Annotated in this window: 21 protein-coding genes; 12 read left to right on the top strand and 9 right to left on the bottom strand. The window is 65.1% G+C overall.

Translation table 11 applies throughout. The features are described 5' to 3' along the window. Positions 1–28: 28 nt before the first annotated feature. The 6 genes from K1177_RS11360 (at position 29) to K1177_RS11335 (ending at position 7,495) form a co-directional block, all read left to right on the top strand. On the top strand, positions 29–1,048 hold the full coding sequence (locus K1177_RS11360; RefSeq protein ID WP_224703410.1) for an ABC transporter ATP-binding protein: 1,020 nt from the start codon (positions 29–31) through the stop codon (positions 1,046–1,048). Then, the gene (locus tag K1177_RS11355) at positions 1,045–2,124 is read left to right on the top strand and encodes an ABC transporter ATP-binding protein (RefSeq protein ID WP_224703409.1); all 1,080 of its coding nucleotides are present in this window, start codon (positions 1,045–1,047) and stop codon (positions 2,122–2,124) included. Before K1177_RS11360 ends, K1177_RS11355 begins: the two co-directional genes overlap by 4 nt. Before the next feature lie 119 nt (positions 2,125–2,243). After that, entirely contained in the window at positions 2,244–4,097 is a 1,854-nt protein-coding gene (locus K1177_RS11350) for a DUF2264 domain-containing protein (protein ID WP_224703408.1), read from the top strand. Continuing rightward, on the top strand, positions 4,094–5,104 hold the full coding sequence (locus tag K1177_RS11345; RefSeq protein ID WP_224703742.1) for a hydroxyacid dehydrogenase: 1,011 nt from the start codon (positions 4,094–4,096) through the stop codon (positions 5,102–5,104). The genes K1177_RS11350 and K1177_RS11345 overlap by 4 nt, the downstream gene beginning before the upstream one ends. A 106-nt stretch (positions 5,105–5,210) precedes the next feature. Continuing rightward, positions 5,211–6,827, top strand: a complete 1,617-nt coding sequence (locus tag K1177_RS11340) for an acyltransferase (protein WP_224703407.1) — start codon at positions 5,211–5,213, stop codon at positions 6,825–6,827. Positions 6,828–6,847: 20 nt separating this feature from the next. Then, positions 6,848–7,495: a ThuA domain-containing protein gene (locus K1177_RS11335; RefSeq protein ID WP_224703406.1), complete on the top strand. Its 648-nt coding sequence runs from the start codon at positions 6,848–6,850 to the stop codon at positions 7,493–7,495. Between the two features lie 6 nt (positions 7,496–7,501). Here the strand turns inward: K1177_RS11335 and K1177_RS11330 are convergent, their stop codons facing one another. Together K1177_RS11330 and efp are read right to left on the bottom strand one after the other, a co-directional pair. After that, the gene (locus K1177_RS11330; protein ID WP_224703405.1) at positions 7,502–8,224 is read right to left on the bottom strand and encodes a class I SAM-dependent methyltransferase; all 723 of its coding nucleotides are present in this window, start codon (positions 8,222–8,224) and stop codon (positions 7,502–7,504) included. Between the two features lie 140 nt (positions 8,225–8,364). Continuing rightward, a complete protein-coding gene (gene efp / locus K1177_RS11325) occupies positions 8,365–8,934 on the bottom strand; it encodes an elongation factor P (RefSeq protein ID WP_224703404.1) in 570 nt (189 codons plus the stop codon). 139 nt (positions 8,935–9,073) lie between these two features. Between efp and epmA the strand changes: the two genes are divergently transcribed. Beyond that, positions 9,074–10,132 carry an EF-P lysine aminoacylase EpmA gene (gene epmA / locus K1177_RS11320; RefSeq protein WP_224703403.1) on the top strand — a complete coding sequence of 353 codons (1,059 nt, stop codon included), beginning with the start codon at positions 9,074–9,076 and terminating at the stop codon, positions 10,130–10,132. Beyond that, the gene (locus K1177_RS11315) at positions 10,129–11,187 is read left to right on the top strand and encodes a lysine-2,3-aminomutase-like protein (protein ID WP_224703402.1); all 1,059 of its coding nucleotides are present in this window, start codon (positions 10,129–10,131) and stop codon (positions 11,185–11,187) included. Before epmA ends, K1177_RS11315 begins: the two co-directional genes overlap by 4 nt. Before the next feature lie 12 nt (positions 11,188–11,199). On the opposite strand, the gene K1177_RS11310 is transcribed toward K1177_RS11315, so the two are convergent. Further along, positions 11,200–13,050, bottom strand: coding sequence for a sigma-54-dependent Fis family transcriptional regulator (locus K1177_RS11310; RefSeq protein WP_224703401.1), 1,851 nt, complete (start codon positions 13,048–13,050; stop codon positions 11,200–11,202). A 204-nt stretch (positions 13,051–13,254) separates the two neighbouring features. On the opposite strand from K1177_RS11310, the gene adh reads away from it, so the two are divergent. The 3 genes from adh to K1177_RS11295 all read left to right on the top strand — a co-directional run bounded on the left by adh (position 13,255) and on the right by K1177_RS11295 (position 15,870). After that, positions 13,255–14,775, top strand: a complete 1,521-nt coding sequence (adh, locus tag K1177_RS11305; RefSeq protein ID WP_224703400.1) for an aldehyde dehydrogenase — start codon at positions 13,255–13,257, stop codon at positions 14,773–14,775. 260 nt (positions 14,776–15,035) lie between these two features. Beyond that, positions 15,036–15,410 (top strand): DUF779 domain-containing protein, encoded by a 375-nt coding sequence (locus tag K1177_RS11300; RefSeq protein WP_224703399.1) that lies wholly within the window; start codon positions 15,036–15,038, stop codon positions 15,408–15,410. A gap of 109 nt (positions 15,411–15,519) precedes the next feature. Continuing rightward, on the top strand, positions 15,520–15,870 hold the full coding sequence (locus K1177_RS11295; RefSeq protein WP_224703398.1) for a carboxymuconolactone decarboxylase family protein: 351 nt from the start codon (positions 15,520–15,522) through the stop codon (positions 15,868–15,870). 78 nt (positions 15,871–15,948) lie between these two features. Here the strand turns inward: K1177_RS11295 and K1177_RS11290 are convergent, their stop codons facing one another. The 4 genes from K1177_RS11290 to K1177_RS11275 form a co-directional block, all read right to left on the bottom strand. Continuing rightward, complete coding sequence (locus K1177_RS11290; RefSeq protein WP_224703397.1) at positions 15,949–16,437, bottom strand: DUF2165 family protein; 489 nt, start codon at positions 16,435–16,437, stop codon at positions 15,949–15,951. A gap of 96 nt (positions 16,438–16,533) precedes the next feature. Then, positions 16,534–17,184, bottom strand: coding sequence for a glutathione S-transferase family protein (locus tag K1177_RS11285; protein WP_224703396.1), 651 nt, complete (start codon positions 17,182–17,184; stop codon positions 16,534–16,536). Positions 17,185–17,187: 3 nt separating this feature from the next. Beyond that, entirely contained in the window at positions 17,188–18,906 is a 1,719-nt protein-coding gene (locus K1177_RS11280; RefSeq protein WP_224703395.1) for a Rieske 2Fe-2S domain-containing protein, read from the bottom strand. 125 nt (positions 18,907–19,031) lie between these two features. Further along, positions 19,032–19,934 (bottom strand): aromatic ring-hydroxylating dioxygenase subunit alpha, encoded by a 903-nt coding sequence (locus K1177_RS11275; protein ID WP_396120155.1) that lies wholly within the window; start codon positions 19,932–19,934, stop codon positions 19,032–19,034. Between the two features lie 137 nt (positions 19,935–20,071). On the opposite strand from K1177_RS11275, the gene K1177_RS11270 reads away from it, so the two are divergent. Further along, the gene (locus K1177_RS11270; RefSeq protein ID WP_224703393.1) at positions 20,072–21,112 is read left to right on the top strand and encodes an Ldh family oxidoreductase; all 1,041 of its coding nucleotides are present in this window, start codon (positions 20,072–20,074) and stop codon (positions 21,110–21,112) included. A gap of 6 nt (positions 21,113–21,118) precedes the next feature. Here the strand turns inward: K1177_RS11270 and K1177_RS11265 are convergent, their stop codons facing one another. Beyond that, the gene (locus K1177_RS11265) at positions 21,119–21,796 is read right to left on the bottom strand and encodes a hypothetical protein (RefSeq protein WP_224703392.1); all 678 of its coding nucleotides are present in this window, start codon (positions 21,794–21,796) and stop codon (positions 21,119–21,121) included. 32 nt (positions 21,797–21,828) lie between these two features. After that, positions 21,829–22,605 (bottom strand): SDR family NAD(P)-dependent oxidoreductase, encoded by a 777-nt coding sequence (locus K1177_RS11260; RefSeq protein ID WP_224703391.1) that lies wholly within the window; start codon positions 22,603–22,605, stop codon positions 21,829–21,831. Positions 22,606–22,707: the final 102 nt, after the last annotated feature.

Raw genomic sequence — 22,707 nt, 5'->3', positions numbered from 1 at the left:
GGATACCGGCAATCATGGAGGCGCGGTCATGACGCAGCCAATCTTGCGCATCGAAGATCTCTCGATCAGTTTTTCCTCGCCAGACGAGGCCGACATCGAGGCCGTGCGGCAGGTGGACCTGACACTGACCCCCGGCAAGACGCTGGCGCTGGTGGGCGAGAGCGGCTGCGGCAAGTCGGTGACGGCGCGGGCCGTGTTGCGGCTGCTCGATGCCAATGCGCGCATTCCGCATGGGCGCATCCTGTTCCAGCCCGAGGGGAGCGAGCCGACCGATATTGCCCGGCTCAAGCCGGACAGCCTGGCGCTGCGGGCCATTCGTGGCAACCAGATTGCCATGATCTTCCAGGAGCCGATGAGCTCACTGTCGCCGGTGCACACGATTGGCGACCAGATCGACGAGATGGTGCTGATCCACGAGCGGGTGAACCGCAAGCAAGCACGGGCCCGTACGGTGGCGCTGCTGGATCAGGTTGGGATTCCGGGCGCCAAAGAGCGGGCCGATGCCTATCCCTTCGAGCTCTCGGGCGGGTTGCGGCAACGGGCGATGATCGCCATGGCGCTGGCCTGCACGCCGCGGCTGCTGATTGCCGATGAGCCGACGACGGCGCTGGACGTGACGACACAGGCGCAGATCCTGGACCTGCTGCGGCAATTGCAGGCCGATTTCGGCATGGCCATGCTGTTCATCACCCATGATTTGGGCGTGGTGGCCGAAATCGCCGACGAGGTGGCGGTGATGTATCTGGGCGATGTGGTGGAGCAGGGCAATGTGTTCGACGTGTTCCGTGCCCCGCAGCATCCCTATACCCAGGCACTGATGAACTCGATCCCCAAGATGGCGCGCAAGGCCGACCGGGTGCGGCTCAATCCGATCAAGGGCACGGTGCCGGCGCCCAAGGACCGGCCGGAGGGCTGTGCTTTCACCAGCCGCTGCCCGCATGCCTTCGGCCCCTGCGCCAGCGAACGGCCGGCACGCACTGTGGTGGGCGAGGGTCATCACGCCCGCTGCCATCTGTTGACCCGGCAAACCGAAGAGGCCCTGGCATGAGTACGCTGCTGCGCGTGGAGCATGTCTCCAAGCACTATACGCTGTCGGGCGGGTTGCTGGGCGCTGAGCGGCGGCTGGATGCGCTGAGCGACATCAACCTGTCCGTCGAGGCCGGGGAGACGCTGGCCATTGTGGGCGAGAGCGGCTGCGGCAAGACCACGCTGGGCCGTTGCATCATCCAGGCGCAGCCGGTCAGCGACGGGCGGGTGACCTATCATCCCCTGGGTGGCGGCGACGTCGAACTGACTGCGCTCAACAAGCGGCAGCTCAAGCCCTGGCGACAAGACATTCGCATGATCTTCCAGGACCCGATGAGTTCGCTGAACCCCAATATGCGGGTGTTCGACATCGTGGCCGAGCCGCTGCGGATCCACAAGATCGCCAAGGGCAAGGCGCTGGAGGACAAGGTGATCTCCACCCTGGCCAAGGTGGGCATACCCGCCGAGGCCGTGGGGCGCTATCCGCATGCCTTTTCCGGTGGACAGCGGCAACGCATCGGCATTGCCCGGGCGCTGGTGCTGGACCCAAAGCTGGTGATTGCCGACGAGGCGGTCTCGGCGCTCGATGTGTCGATCCAGGCGCAAGTGCTCAACCTGCTTGAGGACCTCAAGCGGGAATTCGGGCTGACCTATATTTTCATCAGCCACGATCTGGGGGTGGTGAACTATATCGCCGACCGGGTGGTGGTGATGTACCTGGGCCATGTGGTGGAGAATGCGCCCACCGAGATGCTGTTCGAGCGACCGCGCCATCCCTATAGCGAGATGCTGCTTGAGGCCCTGCCGATTGCCGATCCGCTGCGGCGCAAGGGACGCAGCACAGAGCTGCGCGGGGAGATCCCCTATCTGGGAAATCGACCCAAGGGCTGCCCGTTCCACACCCGCTGCAAATATGCCGAGGACCGCTGCCGAGCGGAAAAACCGGTGCTGCGCCCCGTTGCGGGCACGGCCCAGGAAGCCGCCTGCCATTTTGCCGAAACACTCACACTCAAGGGCGCCTATGAGGATAACCCGCCCCAGGTGGCCTCCGCGGCGCTGGCGGGCGCCGGTGGATTGCCCGGACGAGCCGGGCAATGACGGGAGAGAGTGTTGGATAGAGCCTTCGAACCACCATTCATCGTCACCCCCGGGCTTGTTCCGGTGGTCCATGCTGCCGCGAGCGGCGTGTCGTCTAGAAATCAGGAATTTTTGATCCCATGACTTACAATCCTGCCACCGCAAATCCGCTGTTTGGCAATCCGCTCAAGACCAGGGCTGATACCGAAAAGGGGCTGCGCGACCTGTTTGCGCCGCTGCTACCCTATTTCTCCGAGGGTGGGGCACGGGTGCGGGTGGACGGCGCGGCGGCGCATTTCGACCGGGCGGCGGCGGACCTGGAAGGCTTTGCCCGACCGCTGTGGGGCTTGACGCCGCTGGCGGCAGGGGGCGGGGATTTCGCCCATTGGGAACTCTATCGCCAAGGCCTGGCCAATGGCACGGACCCCGAGCATCCCGAATATTGGGGACAGGTCAATTCGACCGACCAGCGCATGGTCGAGCTGGCGGCTATCGGCTTCACCATGCGCATGGTGCCGCAGTTGGTGTGGGAGCCGCTGAGCCAGAAGGCCAAGGACAATCTGGCGGCCTATCTCAAGCACGCACGGCGCTTCGACTATGCCGACAACAACTGGAAGTTCTTCCGGGTGCTGGTCGACCTGGGGCTGGAGGAATGCGGGGTCGCGTTCGACCGCACGCTGACCGAGCAATATCTGGAGGAACTGGACGGGTTCTACCTCGGTGATGGCTGGTATCGTGACGGCAATGTGCGGCGCATCGACCACTACATTCCCTTTGCCATGCACTTCTATGGTCTGATCTACGCCAAGCTGGCGCGGGGCGATGAGGCGCGTGTGGCGGCCTACAAGGAGCGGGCGCGGCTGTTTGCCAAGGATATTGCCAGCTGGTTCGACGAGGATGGCGGCACGCTGGCCTTCGGGCGAAGCCTGACCTATCGCTTTGCCTGCGGCGGGTTCTGGGGGGCATTGGCCTTTGCCGATGTGGAGGCGCTGCCCTGGGGGCAGATCAAGGGGCAGTTCCTGCGGCATCTGCGCTGGTGGGCCGACAAGCCAATTGCGCATGGCAATGGCGTGCTGTCGGTGGGCTATGGCTATCCCAGCCAGATCATGAGCGAGAGCTATAACTCGGGCGGCTCGCCCTATTGGGCGCTGAAGGCCTTTCTGCCGCTGGCGCTGCCGGAAAGCCATCCGTTCTGGACGGCCGACGAGGTTGCCGCTGAGGTTGACCCCGCGCCCGTGCCGCTCAAGCACCCTGGCATGGTGATGATGCAGACGGCGGGCAATGTGGTGGCGCTCTCGAGCGGGCAGCAGAACTGGCAGATGCGCCACGGCGCTGAGAAATACGCCAAGTTCGTCTATTCCAGCCGCTATGGCTTTTCCGTGGAGGTGGATGAACGCGCCTATCACCAGGGCGCCTTTGACGGTGCGCTGGGCCTGTCGGATGACGGGCGGCACTATCGGGTGCGCGAAACCAATGAGGTCGCCCAGATCGCTGGCGACAGGCTCCATGCGGTGTGGAAGCCCTGGAGCGATGTGACGGTGGAGACCTGGCTGCTGCCGGCCAATCCCTGGCATATCCGGGTGCACAGGATCACCACGCCCAGGCCGTTGCATGGCACCGAAGGTGGTTTTGCCGTCGGGCGGGCCGATCTCAATGTCGACACGCTGACAGAAGCGGCGGGTCAGGCGGTGGCGCGCAGCGCCAGCGATGTCAGCGCCATTGTCGACCTCAAGGGACAGCGAGCCGGGCGGGTATTGAAGGCGCTGCCCAATACCAATCTGGTCGTGGCGCGCACGCTGGTGCCGCAATTGCGCGGCGAGATCGCGGCGGGTGAAACCGTACTGGTGACGGCGGCGCTGGCGTTGCCGGCCGGTGCTGACGCGGAGACAGCGCTTGCCAGCCGGCCAGCGGCGCCGGACCTCGATGCGCTGGTGGCGCTTTTTGCCGAACAGGGCGTGGACGTCAGCGCTATCCTGGTGCCGGAGCGATTCTGATGAAACCCAAAGTTGGTTTCGCCATGGCGGCGGACAAGACCAAATATGTGTTCGACGCCGCGGCACTGGAGCGGCTGGAGCAGAGCTGCACCATCGTCAGGCGGGAGCCACTCGAGGAATTTGATAGTCCTGCGGCGCGGGCCCTGCTGGCCGAGATCGACATTCTTATCACTGGCTGGGGCTGCCCCATGGTGACCGCGCCCGTGGTGGCTTCAGCGCCCAGGTTGCGACTGATTGCGCATGCCGCAGGCACGGTGAAATACACGCTGGACCCCGCGGTCTATGCGGCGGGCATTGCGGTGACGCATGCGGCCGACGCCAATGCGGTGCCGGTGGCGGAATATACGCTGGCGGCGATCCTGTTCTCCAACAAGCGCATGTTCGAGCTGCGCGACCGCTATCGCGCCGATCCCGGGCGGAAGTCGAGCTATGCGCTGACCAATGCGCCGATCGGCAATTACCAGCGTACAGTGGGGCTGGTGGGGGCATCGCGCATCGGGCGCAAGGTGGCCCGTCTGTTGCGCCCGTTCGACTTCACGGTGCTGCTGAGCGACCCCTATGTGCTGCCGGGCGATCCGGTGACCGAGGATGCCGAACTGGTGAGCCTTGATGAGGTGATGACCCGCGCGGACGTGGTGTCGATCCATGCGCCGTCTCTGCCCAGCACCCGCGGCATGATCGGCGCGCGGCATTTCGGGCTGATGCAGGATGGCGCCTGCTTCATCAACACGGCGCGCGGCGCGGTGGTGGATGAGGCTGCGATGATCGCCGAACTGCAGACCGGTCGCATCCATGCGGTGATCGACGTGACCGAGCCGGAAATTCCGGCAGCGGATTCGCCGCTCTATACATTGCCCAATGTGTTCCTGACGCCGCATGTGGCCGGGGCGGTGGGGACCGAGCGGCTGCGGCTGGGGCAATTGGCGATCGCCGAGATCGAGCGCTTCGTGGCCGGGGAACGGCTGGAATTTGCGGTGGAGCCGGAGCTGCTGGAGCGGCTGGCTTAGGGTGGCATTTCTCGCCGCTGTTGGATTGCCCGGACAAGCCGGGCAATGACGGGGGAAGATTGGGGACGTCGGACCTGGATTGGCGGAGACAGTGATGGACGTTCAGATGGACGACAAAGCTGCGCATGAGGCGCGGCTGCAGTTTTTGACGTGGGACCGGACGCCCGAGGATATCGCTTCGCCTGAGCATCAGGCGCGGTTGCGGCGGCTGGAGGTCACGGCAGGAGCGCAATTTGATCCGACAGCCTATGTGGCAGCGGACGCTGCAGTCTTTACCAGTGAATTGACCTTGGGTGCCCAGAGCTGGATTGCCGGGCATGCCCTGGTGCGCGGCGCCGTGGCGTTTGGCGCGTATTGCACGGTCAATAGCTATGCCATGATTTCGGGCCGGGTGCGCTGTGGCGACGGCGTGCGGATTGCCAGCCATGCCAGCCTTGTCGGCTTCAACCACGGCTTCGATGACCCCAGCGTGCCGATCCACACGCAGAAGCACGAGAGCCTCGGTATCGTGATCGAGGATGATGTGTGGATCGGCGCCAATGCGGTGGTGCTGGACGGGGTGACGGTGGGGCGCGGGGCAGTGATCGCTGCCGGTGCGGTGGTGAGCAAGGATGTGCCGCCGCTGGCCATTGTCGGCGGGGTGCCGGCCAAGGTGGTGCGGTTCCGCGGACAATCGGCGCGGCGCGACAGTGTTGCGCAGCTGGCTGCGCTGGGCGCGTCGGCAAAGGCGCAATGGCCGGAAATACTGGCGGCGCATCGGCAGGATGGGCACTATGTGTCGCGCGAGGCCGATGGGCAGCTGCGCGCCAGCGCGCGACACCGTAACGATGCCATCGAGATTGCCGCCGGCTTTGACGCGCGGCCCGAGGGGCTTGATGTCGCCGCGACGCTCGAAGAGCTGTTGGCGATGCAGGATGCGGCAACGGGGCTGTTTCCTGACCCGCACCGGCCGGTGGCAGCAGGCCAGTCCATGCGCGATGATGGGCTGGCGCTCTATAATGTGCTGTCGGTGGGCTATTGCATCGAACTGCTGGGCGGCCGGCCGCGCCACAGGATTGCGGCAGTGGAGCTGGAGGCGCCGGAGCTTTGCGCCTGGCTCGAGAGCCTGACCTGGCGCGACCGCGCCTGGAGCGCGGGGGCGGCGGTGGATGCCATCGGCACCGCGCTCTATTTCAACGCGCGCTATCATAGCACCGGGCGGGCGCGGGAAATCCTGTTTGGCTGGCTCGCGATGGCGCAGGACCGCGGCTCGGGCCTATGGGGTTCGCCCACGGCGAACGAGGGACTGCTGCAGCCGGTCAATGGATTTTACCGGCTGACGCGGGGAACCTATGCCCAATTCGGCCTGCCGGTGCCGCAGGCCGAGCGGGCAATCGATTCCGTGCTTGCCAATTATCGCAACTATGGCGGGTTCTCCGGGCCGACCTATACCGCCTGCAATCTGCTCGACACCATCCACCCGCTGTGGCTGTGCCTCAAACAGACCGATCATCGGCGGGCCGAAGCCGAGTCCATTGCGCGCGCCGTGATCGCGCGTGCCGGGGAGCGCTGGATGGACAGTGCGGGCTTTGCCTTTGCCGATGGGCAAGAGGGGAGCCTTCAGGGCACCGAGATGTGGCTGAGCGTGGTGCATCTGGCGGCCAAGCTGTTGGGAATTGCCGATGATTTCGCCTTTGTGCCCAAGGGGGTGCATCGCACGCAGGCGGTGGGGTTGGGTTTGTGACGGTCTCGAGGAGCAGTGCGATGACGGCAAAGAAGGCTCTCGTGGTCTGGGGCGGGATGGAGCTGCATACGCCTGAGCGCGGTGCGCATGTGGTGCGGGAGCTGCTGGAGGCCGAGGGCTTTGCGGTGACCGTGACGCCGGACTATGACGCACTGGGCGCTGCGGACGTGGGCGAGAATGATTTGGTGGTGCCAGTGATCACCGATGGGGTGCTGGCGCCCGAAAAGATGGAGCGGCTGATTGCGGCGGTGCGGGCCGGGACGGGGCTGGCGGGCTATCACATGGGGCTGGCGACCAGCTTTCGCAGCTCGGTGCCGTTCCGCTATGCGGCGAGCTGCTACTGGGTGCAGCATCCGGGCAATATCATCACCTACACGGTGGATGTTACGCGAAACGACCACCCCATCATGGCGGGGATCGAGAGCTTCGAACACACTTCCGAGCAGTACTACCTCAACTTTGATCCGGCCGTTGAGGTGCTGGCGACGACGGTGTTTTCCGGGGAATTCCACCCGTGGCGCAAGGATGTGGTGATGCCGGTGGTGTTCACCACCACCCATGACCGGGGGCGGGTGTTCTATTCCTCGTTGGGGCACACAGCCGACGAGCTGGCCGGCGGGCCGGTGCGCGAAATCCTGCGGCGCGGGCTGATCTGGGCGGCGCGCTAGGCCGGGCTATTGCTGCTGGGCCTGTTGAGCCTGGCGACGGAGAACTTCGGATTCCGGCAGGGCATTGGCATAGGCCAGTTCGCGATTGGCGCGGGCCCAGAAGCTGGGATGGACCGTGTCGAGAAGGGCCGGGTCGGTGGGCGTGAGACCCAGCTGCGTCGCCAGTGGCGCGGCGAGATAGAGCACAGCATTCTGGCGATACCAGGCGGGGATGGCATCATCAGCCCAGATGACGGGGCGGATGACGTCATGGGCGGCGTAGCCATGGCTGGCAAAGTGCGCCGCCCACCAGCTTTGCCATTGCTCATTGGCGTGGCCGACGCCGCCCTGGCCGGGAATGGCAGCAGAGAACAGCACGGCGGGGGCGAGGGCGACGAGATCGGCGACAAAGCCGGGCGCGCGGGCGGGGCTCAGATGCTCGGCGACCTCGAGCGAGAGCGCGAGATCGACGCGGGGCAGGGCAAAGGGCTGTTCAAGATCGTGGGCGGTGAAGACGATGGCGGCATCGTCCAGCATGTCCGGGGTGACCCAATCGCCCTCGATGCCAAAGGCGGTGGTGGCGCCCATGGCGAGGGCCGTGGCCAGCCAGGTGCCGGTGCCGCAGCCGATATCGGCCAGGCTCTGGCGCGGCAGATTGGCGGGCAGGGCCGAGAGCAGGCGGCGCGCGGCATGGGCCGTATGGGCGCGGCGGTTGTCATAGAAATCGGCGGGATAGAGCGAGGCGGTCATGGCGCGGCCGATCGGTGACGGAGACTGTAGGTTAAGCCGGGTACGCGCCGCGGGCCAGATGCGATCAGTGGGCATGCTGGCGGACAGCAAAACGGGCCCCGCAGGGCCCGCTCCAATGGGTGGGAGCCGCAGCGTCCGGATCAGTCTTTGGCACGCTCAACGTAGGAATTGTCTTCGGTGAGGATGACGATGCGGGTGCCGGCGCCGATATGGGGCGGGACCATGCACTTGAGGCCATTGGTCAGCACGGCGGGCTTGTAGGAAGACGAGGCCGTCTGGCCCTTGACCACCGGCTCGGTCTCGGCGATTTCGACCGTGACGCGCTGGGGGAGTTCCATGGACAGGGCATTTCCCTCGAAGGTCTTGAGGTGAACCTTCATGCCATCGGTGAGATAGGCAGCCTGTTCGCCGATGACGTCTTCGGGGACGGTGATCTGCTCGAAGCTGACGGGTTCCATGAAGTGGTGACCCTCGCTGTCGGAATAGAGGTAGTCATATTCGCGATCATCGACATCGGCCTTTTCGACCATTTCGACAGTGCGCCAGCGGCCGACGACCTTCACGCCATCGGAAATGCGGCGCATGTTGACGTTGGTGATGGAGTTGCCCTTGCCGGGGTGGACGTTTTCGGCCGTCAGGATGACATGCAGATTGCCGTCCTGCTCGACGACATTGCCCTTGCGCAGCGAGGAGGCGATGACCTTGACCATTATTCTTCCTTGTTCGTAGCGATGGCACGTACTAGAGGCAGGGCCGATGAAGCGGCCGCCCCGGGCGCCGAAATAGAGTTTCGTGCGCCAACTACCCTATCTTGGCGCAAATCGCCAGCCTTGGTGTCATAAAGCGCGCATGAGCAACCCAACTTCCATCGCTGCCTCGCCTTGGTGGACGCCATCGGTGCATGCCGACCGGCGGCCGATCCTTTTGGCGCGCAACCGCATCGAGGCGGCGGTGCGAGGGTATCTCGCCGGGCAGGACTTCTTGATGGTCGATCCGCCGGGGCTGCAGCGCTCGCCGGGCAATGAGACCCATCTGCATGCGTTCGGCACGCAGATGATTGGCAATGACGGGCTGGGGCAGGCGATGTATCTGCACACTTCGCCCGAGTTCACGATGAAGAAGCTCTTGGCCGCGGGCGAGACGCGGATCGCGAGCCTGGGGCATGTGTGGCGCAATCGCGAGCGCAGCGCGCTGCACCATCCCGAGTTCACGATGCTGGAATGGTATCGCGCCGGGGAAAGCTATGACGCTGTGATCGCCGACTGTGTGGCGCTGCTGGGTATCGCGGCGCAGACGGCGGGCGTTGCGCAGTTGCGCTATCGCGAGCGGGCCTGCGATCCCTTTGCCGCGCCCGAGCGGCTGAGCGTGGTCGAGGCTTTTGCGCGCTACGCGGGGATTGATCTCCTCGCCAGCCTGGACGCCGAAGGGCGCACCGATGGCGAGGCGCTCGCCGCGCAGATGGCAGCGCTGGGCATGGCGGTGCCGGAGGATCGGAGCTGGAGTTACCTCTTCAGCCTGATCCTCACCGACAAGGTGGAGCCACAACTGGGCAAGGAGCGCATCACGGTGCTCGATCGCTATCCAGCGGCCGAGGCGGCGCTGGCGCGGCGGGCGGGCGATGACCGGCGGGTGAGCGAGCGTTTCGAGCTTTATGCCTGCGGCGTGGAACTGGCCAATGGCTTTGGCGAGTTGACCGATGCGGACGAGCAGCGGCGGCGCTTCATGGCCGAGATGGACGAGAAGGCGCGGCTCTATGGTGAGCGCTATCCGATCGACGAGGATTTCCTGGCGGCCCTGGCGCTGATGCCGGAGGCCAGTGGCGTCGCGCTGGGCTTTGACCGGCTGGTGATGCTGGCGACGGCGGCGCCGCGCATCGAGGCGGTGCTGTGGGCGCCGGTGGCGGAATGAGCGTCGTGCGGGCCATCAAGACGGTGGATGAACTGGTGGCAGCCGGGCTGGGGCCTGACGCGACCGGGCTCGATGCCGTGGCGGCGAAATATGCGGTGGCGATCACGCCGGCCGTGGCGGCGCTGATCGATTTTGGGAATCCGGACGATCCGATGGCGCGGCAGTTCGTGCCTCGTATGGAAGAGCTGGAAACGACGCCGGACGAGCGGGCGGACCCGATCGGGGATCTCAGCCATTCGCCGGTGACCGGCATTGTGCATCGCTATCCCGACCGGGTGCTGCTCAAGGCGGTGCATGTGTGCCCGGTCTATTGCCGGTTCTGCTTCCGCCGCGAAATGGTGGGGCCGCAGGGGCTGGGCACGCTGACACCGGCGGAGCTCGATGCAGCGATGGACTATATCGCCGGCCACAGCGAGATCTGGGAAGTGATCCTGACCGGAGGGGATCCGCTGGTGCTGTCGCCGCGGCGGCTGGGCGATCTGATGGCGCGGCTCGCCGGCATCGACCATGTCAAAGTGGTACGCTTTCACACACGGGTGCCGGTGGTGGAACCAGAGCGCATCGACGACGCCATGGTGGCGGCGCTGCTGGCGAGCGGTAAGACGACGTATCTGGCAATCCATGCCAATCACCCGCGCGAATTCACCCCGGCGGCCAAGGCCGGGATGGCGCTGATGCACAAGGCCGGGCTGGCGCTGGTCAGCCAATCGGTGCTGCTCAAGGGCGTCAATGACGATGTCGAGACGCTGGCGGCGCTGATGCAGGCTTTTGTCGAGAACAGGGTGCAGCCCTATTACCTGCACCATCCGGACCTGGCGCCCGGGACCAGCCATTTCCGGCTGTCCATTGCCGAGGGGCAGGCGCTGGTGAGCCAGTTGCGCGGGCGAATTTCGGGCCTGGCGCAGCCGATCTATGTGCTCGATATTCCCGGCGGCTTCGGCAAGGCCGACATCGGCGCCAGCGCCATTGCCGCGGCGGATGGCGGCTGGATTGTGCGCGACTGGCAGGGGCAGGCCCATGCCTATCCGCCGCGGGATCAATCAGGCCAGGACTGAGCTTTTTCGGCGCTAGCCGTCGAGTTTTTCCTTCCACAGCAGGCGCCGGTAGAGGGTGGAGCGGTCGATGCCCAAGGCGCGGGCGGCGGCAGAGAGATTGCCCTTGTTCTGATCGACAGCGCGGCGCATGGCCGCTTCGGTGAGGCTGCCAAGGTCAGTATCGGCCAGGATGGGCGCCGGGGCCGTGTCAGCGGCGAATTGCGGCAGGTCGGCCAGGGTGATGGGGCGGTCGGGTTCGCAGAGGGCGGCCAGAGCCCGCAGGGCGCCGGTCAGCTCGCGGAAATTGCCTGGCCAGGGCTGGGCGGCCAGGCGGGCGAGCACCGGCGCGGGCAGGACGGGATAGCCACTGGCAAGCTGGGACCACAGGGTCGAGACCACGGTGGCCCGGTCGGGGAACTCGCACAGCGCCGGCAGGCGGATGGTGAACTGGGCAATGCGATAATAGAGGTCGGCGCGGAAGGTGCCAGCCTCGACCATGGCCTTGAGGTCGCGATTGGTGGCGCAGACGGGCACGAAATCGGCCTTTTGCGGTGTGCCGCCGCCCAGGGGCACCACTTCCTTGTCCTGAAGCACCCGCAGCAGGCGCGACTGCAGCAGCAGCGGCATGTCACCGATTTCATCGAGGAAGAGGATGCCGCCCTCGGCCTGTTGCACCAGGCCAATGGCGCCCTGCTTGCGGGCGCCGGTGAAGGCGCCGGATTGATAGCCGAAAAGCTCGGACTCGATCAGGCTCTCGGGCAGGGCGGCACAGTTGATGGCGATGAAAGGCTTGCCGGCGCGCTGGGTGAGGCCGTGCAGATGGCGGGCAAAAACCTCCTTGCCGGCGCCGGTTTCCCCGGCAATCAGCAGGGGGATTTCGGCATTGACCAGGCGGATGGCGCGGGTGAGGTCGGCGCGGGTCTCCGGGGTGAGGAAAGGCGCAGGCTTGGCCGGCTTGGTGGCGCGCGGCAGGGTGCCGGTGACGCGCAAAGGCGCCTTGCGCGGCTCGGAGACGGCGGCAAAGAAGCGCTCGCCACTGCGGGCGCGCAATTCGCCGCGCTCCATGGCGAGAGCTGCAGTCTCAAAAATCTCGTCGGAGGTGGCCTGGCGCAGCGCCTTGCGGTCGAGTCCGACAAGATGGAGCGCGCGGCGATTGCCGGCGACGAGGCGGGCGCCATCAAACACCAGAATGCCCTCGCGCGCTGTGCCCAGCAGATCGGCGGAGCGGTGGAAGCGCACCACGGTCATCTCGTCGAAATCGCGGGCGAAGAAGCGGTGTTCGATCTGTTCGACGGCGAGGCGCACCAGGCCCATGGCATGGGTGTGTTCGGCCGAGGCATGGCCCGAGAGGTCGAGCACACCGGCCAGCTTGCCGAAGGGATCGAAAATGGGCGAGGCGGCACAGTGCAGGATGCCATGCGGCTCGAAGAAATGCTCGCCGCCATGCACCTCGATGGCGCGGCGCTCGGCCAGGGCAGTGCCGATGGCATTGGTGCCAGTGGAGGTCTCGGACCAGGCGACGCCAGGACGCAGGGCAACCTGGGCAGCGCGACCGGCAAACTCGGGACTGCCGGTGGTATCAAGCACCAGGCCCTTGGCATCGGTGAGAATGACCACGCTGTCGGTGAGGCGCGCCTCGGTGCGCAGCGAGACCAGTTCGGAGCGCGAGAGCAGGCGCAGCGTTTCGTTCTGCTCATGCAGGGCACGCAGTTCGGGGGCGGTGACCGGCTCGGCACGGATTGTGCTGCCGGCATCGAGCCCCTGTTGGGCGCAGCGTTGCCAGGAGCGCAGAATGGGCGCAGGCACCAGGCCCTCGGGCAGGTCCTGACCGGAAAAGAAGCGCTCGCGCGCCGCCGCCAAGGCGGACTGGGACGCTTGATCCATATCTGCTCTCCTCCCAGTTGTGGCAGTTTGCAACAGGTGTTGCACCCGCCATCGTCTCTGGTTGTGGCAAAGTGTTGCATCCGAATTCGCGCCGCGTCCAGTCCTGTGTCGAGGCTAGTTATTTCGGCAATGAAAGCAGGTATTTAGCCAAGACTGGCACGGCGGTTGCAACGTTGCTGGCATCCAAAAACAAGGGAGGATGCCATGAACAAACCTGAATTCATCGGCCAGCGGACCAAGTCTCCGTACAAGGCCAAGTATGGCAATTACATTGGCGGCCAGTGGGTGGATGCGCTCGATGGCGAGACATTCGACAACACCTCGCCGGTGACCGGGCAGGTGATCTGCGCCGTAGCGCGATCCAAGGCCGCTGACGTCGAACGGGCGCTGGACGCAGCGCACAAGGCCGCACCGAGCTGGGGCCAGACCTCGGTTGCACAGCGCGCGGTGATGCTCAACAAGATTGCCGACCGGATGGAGGAGCATCTGGACGAAATCGCCCTGGCCGAGACCTGGGACAATGGCAAGCCGATCCGCGAGACAACGGCTGCCGATATTCCGCTGGCCATTGACCACTTCCGCTATTTCGCGGGCGCCATCCGCGCCCAGGAAGGCGGCATTTCCGAACTCGACCATGATACGGTGGCCTATCACTTCCACGAGCCGCTGGGCGTGGTGGGGCAGATCATCCCGTGGAACTTCCCCATCCTGATGGCGGTGTGGAAGCTGGCGCCGGCGCTGGCGGCTGGCAATGCCGTAGTGCTCAAGCCGGCCGAGCAGACGCCGGCCTCGATCCTTTATCTCATGGAACTGATCGAGGACATCCTGCCCCCGGGCGTCATCAATATCGTCAATGGCTTTGGCCTTGAGGCTGGCAAGCCGCTGGCCAGCTCGAACCGCATCGCCAAGATCGCCTTCACCGGCGAGACGACGACGGGCCGGCTGATCATGCAATATGCCAGCCAGAACCTGATCCCGGTGACGCTGGAGCTGGGCGGCAAATCGCCGAACATCTTCTTTGCCGACGTGCTGGCCGAAGACGACGACTTCTTCGACAAGGCGCTGGAAGGCTTTGCCATGTTCGCGCTCAACCAGGGCGAGGTGTGTACCTGCCCCAGCCGCGCGCTGATCCAGGAAAGCGTCTATGACCGCTTCATGGAGCGGGCCATCAAGCGGGTGGAAGCGATCAAGCAGGGTTCGCCCTTCGAGATGAGCACGATGATCGGCGCACAGGCCTCATCCGAACAGCTCGAAAAGATCCTTTCCTATCTCGATATCGGTCGGCAGGAAGGCGCCAAGGTGCTGACCGGCGGCGAGCGCAACAACCTCGAAGGCGAACTGGCCGGCGGCTACTACGTCAAGCCGACGGTGTTTGCCGGCCACAACAAGATGCGCATCTTCCAGGAGGAAATCTTCGGGCCGGTGGTATCGGTGACCACGTTCAAGACCGATGCAGAGGCGCTCGAGATCGCCAATGACACGCTCTATGGTCTGGGCGCCGGCGTCTGGACGCGCGACGCCAACCGGGCCTATCGCTTCGGCCGGGGCATCCAGGCCGGGCGCGTGTGGACCAATTGCTACCATGCCTATCCCGCCCATGCTGCCTTTGGCGGCTACAAGCAGAGCGGCATCGGTCGTGAGAACCACCGCATGATGCTGGATCACTACCAGCAGACCAAGAACATGCTGGTGAGCTACAGCCCCAAGAAGCTGGGCTTCTTCTGAGGTATCGTCTGGGGCTCTGCTCCGGCGACCATCTGGCGCCGTTTCCTGCGCTTCCGGTGCTCACGTAGCCTAAGCTACGCTGCGCTCCGGTTCTCGGGAACCACGCCATCTGGTTCGCCGGAGCGAGCCCCAGTGCGATTCCATCCGATCCTCGTCAGTAGGCGGGGACTTCAGTTCATTCCGGTGGGCGGCCTGACCTTCAACCCGTCTCTCCTCCTGCGGCGGGCGGCTCACCGGAATGGCGTTTTGGGAGACAAGCGATGGACGAGACTGTACCGCGTGTAGTGGCGACAGAGGCGGCCTTGGCGCTGATCGCCGAGATCGAGGCCCGGCACGGCAAGGTGATGTTTCACCAATCGGGCGGATGTTGCGATGGCTCGTCGCCGATGTGCTATCCGGTGGGCGATTTCATCGTGGGCGACCGCGACATCAAGATGGGCGAGATCGGCGGCGCGCCGTTCTATATGTCGCCCAGCCAGTTTGAATACTGGCAGCATACGCAGTTGATCATCGACGCCATCCCCGGCCGGGGCGGCATGTTCAGCCTCGACAATGGCACCGAGCGGCGTTTCCTGACGCGGTCGCGGCTGTTCAGCGACGAGGAGCATGCGCGGCGGGCGCCGATCGAGGCCTGACCGGCGGCGCGTTGATCTGCGTCAAGGCGCATCTCATATATATTAGATATTTCTAATGTTTGTGACAGGCCGCCACGGTGGTGGCGCGGTCAGGCATTGGAGAAGACGCATGCAAAGCTGGAACGACCACATCAAATCCCTCTCCCCGGCCCTCAAGGAATTGCGCATGGGACAGGGCGACGTGATGAAGGGATTTTCCAGCCTGGCGCAGGCTGCGCTCAAGCCGCAGGCGCTGGATACCAAGACCAAGGAGCTGATCGCCCTGGCCATATCGGTGGCAGTGCGCTGCGACGACTGCATCGGCTTTCATACTAAATCGGCGCTGGAGCAGGGGGCCTCGCGCGATGAAGTGCTGGAGACGCTGGGAACGGCCATCTATCTGGGGGCCGGGCCGGCGGTGATGTATGCCGCCCATGCCATCGAGGCCTTTGACGAGTTCGCCAAGCCGGCTGAGGCGTAAGAGGCCGAGTGAGGGGGGAGTGGTCCCTGGACGGTTCCGGGACCTCCCCTCCATCCCTCCCATATGGGGAGGAAGGCGCTAGCCGATGTAGAGCAGGACCAGGACCAGCGCGCCCCAGAGGGTGAGCTTGAGATGCGTGTGCTGGGCACCCTCGGCACCGGCCCAGTAATGCACCCATTGGCCGCCCACGAGGAAGGCCGACCAGATCATGCAGAAGCCCAGCATGCCAATGGCGGCGAGGACGCGGGCGGGTTCTAGACCGACAAGGCCCAGGGCTGCCAGCAGCAGGGCCAGCGTGCCGGCGACCATGACCAGCGCGACAATGGTCTCGGCGGTGACGATGGCGGCAAAGAGCAGGCGATGGAGACGCTGTGACTCGATGCGGTTGCGGCCGAGCACGGCATAGAGCTCGGGGAACTGGTCGCGCATGAGGCGCATGGCCAGCACATCGGCCACCATATTGCCATTGGCTGCGGGCGCGCGGATGTTTTCAAGCGCCCCCAGCACCAGCCAGAGCGTGGGCATGAGCACCATGAAAAGCTGAATCCACACCAAGAGTTGCGTCATCAAAATCACCCCGTTTTCATGAGGTTGGCATGGCGCTGGCGGGGATGAGAAGCGCGGCCAGCGGGGGCTGGCCATGCGCAATATGGGGCCAGGGCGTCAGGCTGCGGGTAGTGCCGGGCCGGCGGGGAAAATGCCGGACATGACGATAAATCCGGGGATGCGGCGAACGCGATCGGTCCAGCGGCGCAGGGCCGGATAGTCCTGGCGGGAAATGCCGCCTTCTTCGCTCAGCATCACATAGGGGAAGCAGGCGATATCGGCGGTGGTGGGATGGGCGGGGCTGGCCAGCCAATCGCGGCCGGACTTTTCGCCGAACCAGAGATGCTCGTCGATGATGCGGAAGATGCGATGGGCGCCAGCCTGGGTCTTTTCGAGATCGAAGGGATAGTCAAAGCCCAGGGCAAGGCGGGCGGCCGAGGCGGTGGCGGTGATGTCATCGGCCACGGCATGCCAGCGCAACACTTCGGCAGTGACGGCCGGATCGTCCGGGAACCATTGGCCCGAGGCGTCGTAGCGGCGGGCGAGATAGGCGAGGATCGCGCCAGAATCGGACAACGTCAGATCGCCATCCTGCAAGACCGGCAGTTGGCCGAAGGGATTGAGGCGCAGGAAGGCATCGGATTTGTGCTCGCGGCCGGGGAAGAAATCGACCGGGACGATGTCGTAGCGCAGCTGGAGGATGCTCATCAGCAGGCGCAGCTTGTAGCAATTGCCGGAGAGTTCGAAGTCGTGAAGGGTGATGGTCATGGCTCAGATATCCAGCACGAGGCGGGCCGACTTGGCGCGGGAGACGCAGGTCATCATGCAGGTGTTGGCGGCCTTTTCGCTGTCGTTGAGATAGACGTCCTGATGGTCGACCTCGCCCTCGATGACGGTGGTGAGGCAGGTGCCGCAGGCGCCCTGTTCGCAGGAACTGGGGACAGTCAGCCCGGCGTCGCGCATCACTTCGAGAATGGTCTTGCCGGCCGGGACATGCAGCGTCATGGCCGAACGCGCCAGTTCGACATCGAAGGCGGAGCTGTCGTCGATGGGCTTGTCGTTCTTGAAGTATTCGAAGTGGATGGCTTCATCGGGCCAGCCTTGCGCCGCCGCGGTGGTGCGGACGGATTCGAGCATGGCCGAGGGGCCGCAGACATAGACATGCTGGGCTTGGCTCCAGGCGCCCAGGGCGGTGGAGATGGTGGTGCCGATCTCGGCGCGCGGCAGGCCGGTGTGGATCAGCACGGTGCCATGCAGGGCTTCGAGGTCGCCGCGGAAGGCCACCTGCTCGCAGGCGCGGGTGAAGTAATGCAGCTCATAGGGCAGGCTCGACTTGTCGAGGAAGCGGGCCATGGAGAGCAGGGGGGTGATGCCGATACCGCCGGCGATGAGCACGGTGCGGGTGGCGTCGCGGCGCAGCGGGAAATTGTTGCGCGGCTCGGAAATGGCCAGCATGTCACCCTGGCGAACGGTCTCCACCAGCACCTTGGAGCCGCCCTTGGAGGCGCTCTCCTGCTTGACGCCGATGATGTAGCTCATCAGCTCGCCGGGGCCATTGGTGATGGAATATTGCCGGATGAGCCCATTGGGCAGGTGCACATCGATATGGGCGCCGGGCTGGAAGGTGGGCAGATGCCCCTCGCGCGCGGCGAGCTCAAAGCCAATGACGCCATCGGCGCTGGTCCATTTGCGCTTGACCACCACCGGGATGGTGTTGCCGCGCGGTATGGCAATGTCGGGCATGGTGGCCAGATCGGCCGAGACCTTGTCGAAGGCGGGCGCCAGCGGCTCCGGCGCCGGCTTCTTGGCGGCGGCGCGCTCGAGGCGGTCGCGCAACTTGGACAGCATTTCGTTGTAGTGGCGCAGGGCCTGGGTGGCGTCGGCGGGCGTGCTGGGCAGCAGGCCCCGGATCACGGCGCGGCCGGCATCGACCGGCTGGACGAAATAGACCACATCGCCCAGGCGCAGGGCGAGGCCCGGCAGGCTATCGGCCGGCCGATCGTCGGGCGCGAGGGTGGCCAGACCCGCCAGCACATCCTCGGGCGCGGCATTGACTGGCATGGGGCGCAGGGGGAACCACTGGCCAGACTCGGCGCCGGGGAAGGGTGCGAAGGGGCGCTCGATATTGTCGCTGTCCTGCGCGGCGGACCAAACTAGGCCAAAGGCCTCGGCGACCGGATAGATCTTGTTCTGGATGCGGCGAGCGGGGGCATCGGCGGGATGGGCCGGGATATAGGTGCAGCCGGCAGAGCGATTGGCATAGCGCCAGCCATGATACTGGCACTTGAGCTCTGCGCCCTCGTTGATGCCGATAGAGAGGCGCACGCCACGATGGAGGCACCGGTTTTCCCAGACGTTGACATTGCCATCATCGGCGCGCCAGACGGCCAGTTCGCGGCCGAGAAGCTGGCCCTGATAGACATGGCGGAAGGGCAGATCGTCACTGGACGCGATGGGATACCAGGCGGGGTCGGAAAGCGAGAGCGTCATGCGGTCATCCGAAGACTATTGGGATCGCGCCACGATCGGATGAGGTCGGTTCGACTGCCGCCCTGGCGTACGGGGCGACATGGTGGCCACGGCTCCAGGCGGGAGCGTGGCCACGGGCAAAGCCGTCAGGACGCCATTGGGATGACGCCATAGGTGATGCCCTTCTGGCTGAGCCAGCGGCGATAGGCGATGGCCGATTTGTCGGCGCGGATGGGGGTTTCGGCGCGCGGATCAAGCGGCAGGCGCTTGGGATACTGATTTTCCAGGATCGGCTTGTCCTGGCCGAAAATGGTCTGCTGGAAGCGGCGCAGGTCGGTGATGGTGGAGGTGCTATCAATCATGGACTGCAGCAGATGGGCGCGGCAGCGATCTTCGCTCACCGGCTGCAGGAAAATGGCGATGACATCGCGGCGGTTCTCGTCTTCGGGGCAGGATTTGTAGAGCACCGAGCAGAAGGGATGGGGCACGCGATAGACATACTCCACCTCCATGGCGTGGGTGGCCGATTTGGCGGCGCGCGGTTGCATGAAGCGGCAGCGCGTGGCCAGCACCTCGTCGCGCTCCTCGGAGACCTCGACGTCGTATTCCTTGACCTCGGTATGCGGCTCGGCACCCAGGATGTCGGTGTGGACATAGGGGAAATGGCCCATGTCGAGGAAGTTCTCGACGGCGCGCGGGGCCGAGACATGAATGCCGATGGAGCCACAGCTCATGTTCTTGCGGTCGGCCTCAGCATACTCCGGAATGGGGAACAGCGCTGCACTGGGCGTGCCCAGGCTGGTCCAGACAAAGCCATAGCCGGTGGTGACGGGCAGGCGATCGAGGATGTTTTCCGGATCGACATCGTCGCCGGCTTCCTCATCGCTGCGGCGCCAGACCACAGGCAGGCCGGCTGAGTCTCTGGTCATGGCCAGGGGGACGTCGAGCAGGGTGGTGCGCTGGATCTGCCCGACGGGCAGTTCGTCGGTAGCGGCAATAACCTGCCAGAGGTCGCGGGTGATGGGATCGATGTGATCGATGGGATCGATGGATGGCATGGATGGTCTCAACTTTGCGACCAGCATAATCCGCTCACCGATGAGTGCCAGAGCAAAGTTGCGTCTGGGGGTATGAGCGCGGGACATTGCTGCTAAAGTCCGGGCCCAGAGGCAGGGCAGGAGATGGCATGGCAATCGAAGGTGATGCACAACGCTTTGCAGCGGATCTGCTGGAGGACCGTGCGGCAGGCAGGTTGCGGGAGGCCGGCGCGAGCGAAGAGTCGCTGCAGGCCGCCGTGCGGGCCATGCTGCACGCCTCGCTGGTGGGTGTGGACAGCCATGGCGTGCGATTGACGGCGCATTACTGCGCCATGCTGGCGGGCGGGCGGATCAACAAGACGCCAAAGCTGGTCGTCGATATCCGCGGCGCGGGCAGCGCGATGATCAGTGGCGACGACGGCCTGGGCCATTATGCCGCCTACAAGGCCGTCGAGGTGGGGATCGACCTGGCGCGAGTTGCCGGCGTGGGCGCCGTGGGGATCAACCACTCGTCCCATCTGGGCGCGGCGGGCGCCTATGCGCTGGCGGGCGCGGAACAGGGCTTTGTCACCTTCGCCACCACCAACACCGATTCCATGGTGACGTTGTTCGACGGGGCGGCGAAATTCCACGGCACCAATCCGCTGGCCTTTGCTGCGCCGGTGCCAAACGCCGAGCCCTGGCTGCTGGACATGGCAACGTCTTCGATCCCGCTCAACCGCGTGCTGCTGCACCGGTCCCTCGACAAGGCATTGCCGCCGGGCGTGGCCGCCGATGCGCAGGGCGTGCCGACGCAGGACCCGCATGAGGCCGATCTGCTGCTGCCGCTGGGGGGCAGTGATTTCGGCTACAAGGGCGCGGGTCTTGCCGGGGTGGCAACGCTGTTCTCGGCGCTGCTCACCGGGGCAACGCTCGACCGCGACTTCATCCCCATGTTCGGCGGGGGTGATATCTCGACGCCGCGCAACATGGGCCATTTCGTTCTGGTCGTGGACCCCGACAAGTTCGTCGGCCGCGCGGCGTTCGGCGCGATGATCTCGACCTATCTCAGCCAGCTGCGACAGAGCCCGGTGCGTGCTGGTGCGGCGCCAGCAATGGCCCCGGGCGACAGAGAATGGGCCGAGCGCGCCCGACGGCTGGAGACGGGTATTCCGCTTGATCCGGATACGGCGCGGTTCCTGGGTCTCTAGGAGGCGCTATTCCGCAGACGGGTCAGGCGAGCTCAGGACAACATCGGTTGCGACCAGGACATGATCCTGAATTTCCAGCTTGATGGTTGCGACGCCGCCCGAGGGGCAGCAGTTGGCATCGTCGTCTTTCCAGAGGTTGGTGACCGCCTCGTAGCCGGCCCATGGGCGGGAAAAATCATAGGCGACGCCTTTCCAGATGCCCAGGCCCTGGGGCAGGCGGTCGCCAATGGTGTCTTTCCACTGATCCATGTCGACGGCGATGAAGTCGCCGGTGTCGGGGTCGCGCTGGTAGAGGCGGTCAGCATTGGCGACCCCCGTGCCCTGCCCATAGCCCGGCTGATGCAGCACGCCGTCATCGTTGAGGCGGGGCATGTCGAAATACCCGTCAAAGCCGGAATCCAACACGGTCCAGCCGTCCTTGTATTGCAGGAGGACAAAGCCACCGATGACGCCATCGTACTCGGTCGAGCCGGACTGGGTCTGCCAGGCCAGGAAGGGTTCGCCGTCATTGTCGCCGTAGTCGTGGCGATTGAGGAAGCCGGCGGTGATGACCTTGCAGGCCCCCAGATCGGACAGCATGCAGGCGGTGCCGATCTCCTTGGTGGAGACCGGGGTATCTTCCGCAGCCCAGACAGGTGCTGCAAGCGCGAACAGGGCGGTGGCGGCTAGGGCAAGGCGGTGCATGGGCGGGCTCCGGCGAAACAGGAAACGAAGGGTCAGGACTGGCGATAGATGTCAAAGGGACCAAAGGCCTGGGTGGTGGCCATGACCTGGAGCCGGTTGACGTTGACATGGGCCGGGAGCGTGGTGCTCCAGAAGATGGTCTCGGCAATGTCGTCGGCATTCATGGCCTTGGTGCCGGCATAGGGCTGTGCGGCCTTGGACTCGTCGCCCTTGAAGCGAACGAGGGAGAATTCGGTCTCGGTCAGGCCCGGCTCGATATTGGTGACGCGGATGTTCTTGCCTTGCACGTCCGAGCGGATGTTGAGGGCGAACTGCTTCACAAAGGCCTTGGTAGCGCCATAGACCGAACCACCGGGATAGGGGTAGTCGCCAGCAACCGAACCCAGGGTCACCACGTGGCCGCCGCCACGCGCAATCATGCCGGGAAGAAGGGCCCGTACGGTATAGGCGAGGCCGGTGACATTGGTCGCGATCATGGTTTCCCAATCGGTAATGTCGGTCTCGGCTGCCGGTTGCAGGCCCAGCGCCAGGCCGGCATTGGCCAGCACGATATTGATGGCGTCAAAAGGGCGCGGCAGATCGGCGATGACGGCTGCGATGGCGTCTCGATCCTGCACGTCGAGCTCGGCGATGTGGCAGTTTTCGGCGCCCAGCTCGATCTGCAGGTCAATCAGCCGGTCCCTGCGGCGACCGGTGGCGATGACCTTGCCGCCGGCGGCCACATAGCGGCGCGCCGCAGCAGCGCCAAAGCCCGACGTGGCGCCAGTGATGAAGACGACGAAGCGGCTGGGGTCGAGCATCTGATACATGATGGGTCCTGAGTGTTCGGCACGGCGGTGGCAGGGTGAACCGCGGTCACGAAGGCGTCAACCGCGCGAGGCCGCTCAAAGCTACGCGACCTTTCCAAATTG

The organism is Devosia aquimaris (assembly GCF_020169335.1).
Lineage (GTDB): Bacteria > Pseudomonadota > Alphaproteobacteria > Rhizobiales > Devosiaceae > Devosia > Devosia aquimaris.
This window is presented reverse-complemented; position numbering and strand designations above follow the sequence as displayed.

Excerpts from the sequence above, each read along its gene's own strand:
- K1177_RS11310 (WP_224703401.1), bottom strand. The coding sequence starts at position 13,050 with ATGGATCAAGCGTCCCAGTCCGCCTTGGCGGCGGCGCGCGAGCGCTTC.
- K1177_RS11315 (WP_224703402.1), top strand. The coding sequence starts at position 10,129 with ATGAGCGTCGTGCGGGCCATCAAGACGGTGGATGAACTGGTGGCAGCC.
- K1177_RS11265 (WP_224703392.1), bottom strand. The coding sequence starts at position 21,796 with ATGCACCGCCTTGCCCTAGCCGCCACCGCCCTGTTCGCGCTTGCAGCA.
- adh (WP_224703400.1), top strand. The coding sequence starts at position 13,255 with ATGAACAAACCTGAATTCATCGGCCAGCGGACCAAGTCTCCGTACAAG.
- K1177_RS11300 (WP_224703399.1), top strand. The coding sequence starts at position 15,036 with ATGGACGAGACTGTACCGCGTGTAGTGGCGACAGAGGCGGCCTTGGCG.
- K1177_RS11350 (WP_224703408.1), top strand. The coding sequence starts at position 2,244 with ATGACTTACAATCCTGCCACCGCAAATCCGCTGTTTGGCAATCCGCTC.
- K1177_RS11280 (WP_224703395.1), bottom strand. The coding sequence starts at position 18,906 with ATGACGCTCTCGCTTTCCGACCCCGCCTGGTATCCCATCGCGTCCAGT.
- K1177_RS11355 (WP_224703409.1), top strand. The coding sequence starts at position 1,045 with ATGAGTACGCTGCTGCGCGTGGAGCATGTCTCCAAGCACTATACGCTG.
- K1177_RS11335 (WP_224703406.1), top strand. The coding sequence starts at position 6,848 with ATGACGGCAAAGAAGGCTCTCGTGGTCTGGGGCGGGATGGAGCTGCAT.
- K1177_RS11285 (WP_224703396.1), bottom strand. The coding sequence starts at position 17,184 with ATGACCATCACCCTTCACGACTTCGAACTCTCCGGCAATTGCTACAAG.
- K1177_RS11290 (WP_224703397.1), bottom strand. The coding sequence starts at position 16,437 with ATGACGCAACTCTTGGTGTGGATTCAGCTTTTCATGGTGCTCATGCCC.
- K1177_RS11270 (WP_224703393.1), top strand. The coding sequence starts at position 20,072 with ATGGCAATCGAAGGTGATGCACAACGCTTTGCAGCGGATCTGCTGGAG.
- epmA (WP_224703403.1), top strand. The coding sequence starts at position 9,074 with ATGAGCAACCCAACTTCCATCGCTGCCTCGCCTTGGTGGACGCCATCG.
- K1177_RS11260 (WP_224703391.1), bottom strand. The coding sequence starts at position 22,605 with ATGTATCAGATGCTCGACCCCAGCCGCTTCGTCGTCTTCATCACTGGC.
- K1177_RS11360 (WP_224703410.1), top strand. The coding sequence starts at position 29 with ATGACGCAGCCAATCTTGCGCATCGAAGATCTCTCGATCAGTTTTTCC.
- K1177_RS11295 (WP_224703398.1), top strand. The coding sequence starts at position 15,520 with ATGCAAAGCTGGAACGACCACATCAAATCCCTCTCCCCGGCCCTCAAG.
- K1177_RS11340 (WP_224703407.1), top strand. The coding sequence starts at position 5,211 with ATGGACGACAAAGCTGCGCATGAGGCGCGGCTGCAGTTTTTGACGTGG.
- efp (WP_224703404.1), bottom strand. The coding sequence starts at position 8,934 with ATGGTCAAGGTCATCGCCTCCTCGCTGCGCAAGGGCAATGTCGTCGAG.
- K1177_RS11330 (WP_224703405.1), bottom strand. The coding sequence starts at position 8,224 with ATGACCGCCTCGCTCTATCCCGCCGATTTCTATGACAACCGCCGCGCC.